General features: G+C 43.7%; 5 protein-coding genes and 1 pseudogene. 5 read left to right on the top strand and 1 reads right to left on the bottom strand.

Annotated features, from left to right (window positions below):
• The 5 genes and pseudogenes from HMPREF9431_RS04190 to HMPREF9431_RS13665 form a co-directional block, all read left to right on the top strand.
• A partial coding sequence (locus HMPREF9431_RS04190; protein WP_004379897.1) for an IS256 family transposase occupies positions 1-399 on the top strand: 399 nt, incomplete at its 5' end.
• Between the two features lie 885 nt (positions 400-1,284).
• Positions 1,285-2,574: an ATP-binding protein gene (locus tag HMPREF9431_RS04180; protein WP_004379895.1), complete on the top strand. Its 1,290-nt coding sequence runs from the start codon at positions 1,285-1,287 to the stop codon at positions 2,572-2,574.
• Positions 2,575-2,947: 373 nt separating this feature from the next.
• Complete coding sequence (locus HMPREF9431_RS04175; RefSeq protein WP_004379893.1) at positions 2,948-3,280, top strand: hypothetical protein; 333 nt, start codon at positions 2,948-2,950, stop codon at positions 3,278-3,280.
• Complete coding sequence (locus HMPREF9431_RS04170) at positions 3,273-3,476, top strand: helix-turn-helix domain-containing protein (protein WP_004379891.1); 204 nt, start codon at positions 3,273-3,275, stop codon at positions 3,474-3,476. Before HMPREF9431_RS04175 ends, HMPREF9431_RS04170 begins: the two co-directional genes overlap by 8 nt.
• Before the next feature lie 108 nt (positions 3,477-3,584).
• Positions 3,585-5,320: pseudogene (locus HMPREF9431_RS13665) on the top strand (DNA primase); the annotation flags it as partial.
• Between the two features lie 117 nt (positions 5,321-5,437).
• On the opposite strand, the gene HMPREF9431_RS04160 reads toward HMPREF9431_RS13665, so the two are convergent.
• Positions 5,438-6,293, bottom strand: an 856-nt coding sequence (locus tag HMPREF9431_RS04160; RefSeq protein ID WP_004379885.1) for an IS256 family transposase, incomplete at its 5' end; no start/stop codon positions are given.

Here is a 6,293-nt window from a genome sequence, read left to right as displayed (position 1 = left end):
GCGTCTCACATAAAGACAACCCCCATAGTTAATCAAGAACTCAATGAAGTATTCACCTTGGAGAACAAAGAGCGCAAATCTTTGCAAGGTTACGAACATTTTATTACTTTTGTAAACCGATGGGAAAAGAAATACCCCGTGTTACGTAAATATAAAGCCCAACGTAATATTGCTTATTTCACCTATATGGACTTCCCTGTAGAAGTACAGAGATGCATTTATACGACAAATTGGATTGAGCGGCTCAACAGAAAGTATAAAAGAACCATTAAGATGAGAGCTGCAATGCCGTCAAGTCAATCGGTTTTATTTCTGTTGGCATCTGTTGCAATGGAAGAAACACAGACTACATATCGAAGGAAAGTCTATCAATGGAGATGTTGGAAAGAGAGTAAATAATTTTGAACAAAATGGAAGATATGGGAAATTATGGTTACACACTTTTTAGGACAATACCAAAAAAGTAGGCTGGAATAACCAGCCTACCAAATGTCCATTACTAAAACCCGAGAGGTTTTCAGCCTACCAAATGTCCATTACGCCTCACAACTTAGCAAATGCCAAAATAATATTTTGAGGCTTGCTCATGACTTAGCAAGTGATGAAAAAATATTTTGAGGCTTGCTCACGACTTAGCAGTTGCAGAAATGACAAATCGGAGTATTGCTGCATGGTAAAAGCAAGGGGCTCTACGCCATTGTACAATATGTGTATGATGTCCTTTCTCTTGTGCGTACTTTTAGTTTCTTCCGTTAACAAAAAAAGGAGTACATATTTCAGTACTCCTTTTCGTGATTCCGTTGGGATAATTTGTGATTCGGCTGGAATCATTTTCATCACTATTGCATTTTGATGTAATTGGATATATGTCAATGTGCTATATAGGTTTCTTAAACCTTTGCTTTGCTATAAATTTTACAGTGGTAACACACCTGTAACACATTTTGTACATGACCCAACAAGAATCTTTAGCATGTATTCTATAGAGGATGATTTTAACTTATTCAAAGAGCTACACTACCATACTTATATATCGAAGTGTTTGAGGAACAAGGTGCATCAAGAAATTAAAAACTTAGCGCAACACCTACTCCATCTAAATAACGGAACAAAGATAGTTGTTTTTCTTGAATAATACAACTAATTTCACAAAAAACATCAATGAAGTAGCACAAAAATAAATATTATATAATCGCAAAAAATATCAGTGATAACACACAAAAAAATCAATGGTGTTGTTATAACGAATAAAATGATTATCTTTGCAAAAAAAGATAAACTGATATGGAGTATTATAGTAGGATGGCAGATGGATTACTTGCCAATCATCTTGATTCAGCAGGTGCGGTATTGATAGAAGGTCCGAAGTGGTGCGGAAAGACAACTACTGCTTCACAACAGGCTGCAAGCGTCATAAAGTTACAGGATCCCGATATGCGAGAGCGTTATTTCTCTGCTGCATCCATAAGACCATCTCTGTTACTGGCAGGTGAGACGCCTCGCTTAATAGATGAATGGCAAGAAATTCCCACCTTGTGGGATTCTGTACGAACAATGGTAGACGAACGGAATGATGTTGGTCAGTTTATCTTGACAGGTTCCAATTCCATAGATAAAAGTGCTATAAGACATTCGGGAACTGGTCGTATTGCAACAATGGAAATGCTGCCTATGAGTCTGTTTGAGTCTAAGGAATCATCCGGTACTGTTTCTTTGAAGAAATTGTTTGATGATCCTCTTTTGGATGTTGATGGCATAACATCACCTATGCAGTTGGAAGACTTGATTTTTGCAGCCTGCAGAGGTGGATGGCCCGCCGCATTGAACCGTAAAACGGACAAAGCACGTCTTCAGGTTGCAAAAGACTATATCAATAGTCTTTGCAGAATTGATATTTCAACCATAGATGGAGTCGCACGCAACGAAAAGCTTACTCAGCTTATTCTTCGTACTTACGCCCGCAATGTTTCGACACTGGCAAAGAAGAGCAATATGCTGAAGGATATTAGGGCAAATGTAGAAACCTGCTCGGAAAACACTTTGAATGATTATCTGAACGCATTGACCAAACTTTTCGTCATACAAGATATAGAGGCTTGGAGCCCGGCGGTCAGGTCGGCATCAGCCATACGTCGCGGTGTCAAAAGGGGATTTGTTGATCCGTCCATCGCAGTGGCAGCCTTATCTATGTCTCCAGAAACATTGCTTATGGATTTGAAGACCTTTGGCTTTATTTTTGAGTGTATGTGCATTCGTGACTTGAAAGCGTATTCCCAGGCCTTAGGGGGCTATATTTCTTATTATCATGACCGATACGATTTGGAAGCAGATGCCGTTCTTCATTTGGAGGATGGAAGGTATGCGCTCATAGAGTTCAAACTTGGAAGCAGGGAAATCGAGGAAGGAGCAGAATATCTTTTAGAGATTAAGCGTCTCGTCCAGCAATATAATGAAAAAGAAAAGCAAATCCGGCTTCGTGAACCAGACCTGCTGATGGTAATAACCGGAGGTGCAATGGCTTATTCAAGATCAGATGGGGTGAAGGTTATCCCAATAGGATGTATGAGAGATTAAATAATTTGTAATCAAAAGATTCATTTAGCATCTTCATCCAACAGGCAAAAGTTCCAAAATCTTATAGAGGTATGACCAATTATGGTTGTACCTTTTTTTATGCAGTTTTACATGACCGAAACACTCTTTGTCTTCAAAAATCCCATCAGAACCTGTCATGTAGTGTTAAATTGTTGGTTGGCAAGTTTTGGTGTCTTTTCTTTCTTTTTCCAGATTTTTTGATTATATTTTTGCAGCATTAAATCAGAAGAAACAAGTACAAAATGGCAGGAAACGGATTTAGTGCTATTCTACATGGCCACAAAATTGGGACGGGAATCTTTCTACTTTTGAGTACCGTAGTAATGTCGCTACGGATTAAAATTTTATCAATATGAAAGTAAAAGTAGAAAAGGTAATCCATCCCTCAGCATGGATTAACAGCATCAGTGTCGGAGAGGTAAGAGTGGCCAACATTCCCCCAACATGCGCGCATACCGTGCGCAATTTGGTAAGCAGGTTCAACGTCAACTGGGGCGAGGACAAAGACAGATTTCTCCATGTTTCTTATAATAGCTATGCTCACCGCATGCCCATCCATGCTATCAGTATAGAGCAGCGAGCCCTTGAACTTAACACATTTGCAGATAAACATGAATGGACAAAGAAACTGCCCAAAGAATTCTTCGACAAAGAACCTTGGGAGGAAGGACAAGAGTATGAATAACGCCACGGCCATCAACCACGGCATAGTAGATACTTCGGACACCGTTTATACTGTGCCTGACATCGCCTGTATGTTCGGACGCAAGGAATGTACCATACGCAAACGCATCGAGAAAGGACTAATTCCTGCCCACAAGATAGGACGTTGCTGGTATATTCTGAAGTCGGAACTGGTGGCGGGATTGAGAGATACTTAGCGAATCCTCTAAATAACAGGTGACTAAGTACGAAGCCCTTGGCCGACCAGCTGCGAAGCCAGTCGGCCAAGGCATTTTTTAAGAACCCCGACTTTATTAGAGGATGAGATGATACTCAAGACCATCATAGAAAAGATACTTGACACGGCACATATAGAAGATGTGGTGGGCGAGTTCCTGCCACTCCAGAAACGTGGCACCATCTATCGTGCGCTGTGCCCTTTCTATCAGGAGAAGACGCTGTCTTTCACCGTTACACCCAACCGCAGCATGTTCTACTGCTTCGGCTGACATAAGGGAGGCGATGTGATTACCTTCCTGATGGCCCATGAGAACATGACCTACCTAGAGGCCGTGAAATGGTTGGGCAGGAAATACGGCATAGAGGTGGAGGAACGTGAGGAAACCATCGACGAGAAGCAGAAGCGACTGAAACGTGAGTCGCTGCTGATCGTCAATGCCACCGTGCATAAGCACTACCATGAGGTGTTCCTGCGCTACAAGCCAGCCCGGGACTATGCCTACCATCGCTGGGGGCAGAAGTATTGCGACGAGATAGAGATAGGTTTTGTGCCCATTGATGGCAAAACCCTCGCTCATCTGCCTTTGCAAAAGGAATTTCTTCAAGAGTTAGGACTTATCAACGCACAAAGCTACGACTTCTTTCAAAACCGAATTATCATCCCTATCAAAGACCGACTCCAGAACATCATCGGCTTTACGGCAAGGGTGATGGACGACAGTCAGCCCAAATATCTCAACAGCAAGGAGTCGCTCCTCTCCAGCAAGCGCAGCACTGTCTTTGGTTTGGACATGGCATGGCGGGCTGCTGGCAAAACCGGGCGGATGTACCTTGTGGAAGGTTCGCTCGACTGTATGCGGCTGCACTTCATCGGTGTGCAGAACGCCGTAGCCAACCTCGGAGCAGCATGGACAGCGGAGCTGTTCCAGCTTATCAAAGGGCAACCAACAAAGTTTACTTCATTCTATACAACGACCCTCCCAAGGGCGGAACCGACTATGGCACGGGCATTGAAGCCGTGATGAAGGCTGGGAAGCTCGCTACTGAGCAAAACCTTACCGTGTCAGTCAAGGAGATACCTATTACCGAGGAAGGCAAAAAGGAAAATCCCGACACCTATTTCAAGAACCAGCTCCTTTTCAAAGCCGTTGAGGAAGAGGATTTTATCCTGTGGCTGGCCGCCAAACTATTTGAATCGAGTGGCAACACCGAGCAGAAGAGCGATGCCGTGAAGCAGATAGCCCACCTGCTGTCCTTCATCGACGACGACACCAAGCTCAACATGTTCATTGATGCCCTCACTAAGTACCACCGTGGCAGGCTCTTCTGGCAGAAGGCCATCGAGAACGAGAGGACTAGGCGAGACAGGCCGAAGGAGGACGACATCGACCTGAATCGCCAGTATGGATTTTGGATAGACCGCGGCAAATACTTCTCCACTACCGAGAAGGGCGGTGTACTGGAATGGAGCAACTTCACGCTGGCACCCCTCTTCCACATCAAAGACCCGATCATGGCCAAGCGACTCTATTTGCTCACCAATGAATTGGGCATCAAGGAGATTGTGGAAATGAATCAAGAAGACCTTATATCGCTGCAAAAGTTCCGTCAGAAGCTCGAATCGCTCGGCAACTTCATCTGGAAAGCCGGTGAGAAGGAACTTATCAAGTTGAAGAGTTCCCTCTACGAAAAAACCGAGACTGCCACACAGATCAAACAATTAGGCTGGAACAAGAAAGGCTTCTTTGCTTTCGGCAATGGCATCTTTGACGGACAGCAGTTCCACGAGGTCAATGAGTACGGCATCGTGCACCTGGGCGAAGGGCGGTAGTGTAATTTCAACTGTGTCAAGGCTCTAATCCTTTATATTTTACTTCATTTGGATAACACGATTTTTAATCGTGCCGGCCAGATGAGGAGCCTTTCTTCTGAGGCAAAGTTACATAATCTCAAAACGTTCTCCAAATTTTATTGCTAATTGTTGTGATATCTGAGACCAGTTTGCAAGTGGCATCGTCCACTTCTCACGTATGTTCCGGTATACCAGATACACAAGCTTCTCAAGAGAAGTATCGGACGGGAAGACTCCTTTGTTCTTCGTTACCTTACGTACTTGCCTGTGGTAGCCTTCAACCGTGTTGGTGGTGTATATCAGTTTACGTATCGCAGGTGTATACTGAAAGTATTCCGTGAGGCGTTCCCAGTTATCACGCCATGATTTTATGACGATGGGATACATTTCTCCCCACTTACCTGCGAGTGTGTCTAACTGTGTTTCTGCATTCTCTTTGCTAACGGCACCGTATACTGTTTTAAGGTCACGGAGGAACTCCCTTTGATGCTTACTGCCAACGTGTTTGATAGAGTTGCGTATTTGATGGACAATACAGAGTTGGACACTTGTATTGGGGAATACGCTCTGTATAGCATCAGGAAAGCCTTTCAGACCGTCAATGCAGCATATCAGTATATCCCGAACACCTCTGTTCTGAAGGTCGCTTAGAACCTCTAACCAGAAGTTAGCGCCTTCACTCTTGGAGACATACATACCAAGAAGTTCCTTGTGGCCTTCCTTGTTGATACCTAAGACGTTGTAAATGGCACGTGAGACCGCACGTCCGGTTTCGTCCTTCACCTTATAATGGATGGCATCCAGCCAGCATATTGCATATACAGAATCAAGCATTCGTGAACGCCATGACTTGATTTCAGGCAGTACTCTGTCTGTGATGGAACTGATGGTTTCTGCAGATAGTTTGGTATCAAACTCACGCTCGAAATACTTGCTAATATCG

The organism is Segatella oulorum F0390, from assembly GCF_000224615.1.
Taxonomy (GTDB): Bacteria; Bacteroidota; Bacteroidia; order Bacteroidales; family Bacteroidaceae; genus Prevotella; species Prevotella oulorum.
This window is presented reverse-complemented; position numbering and strand designations above follow the sequence as displayed.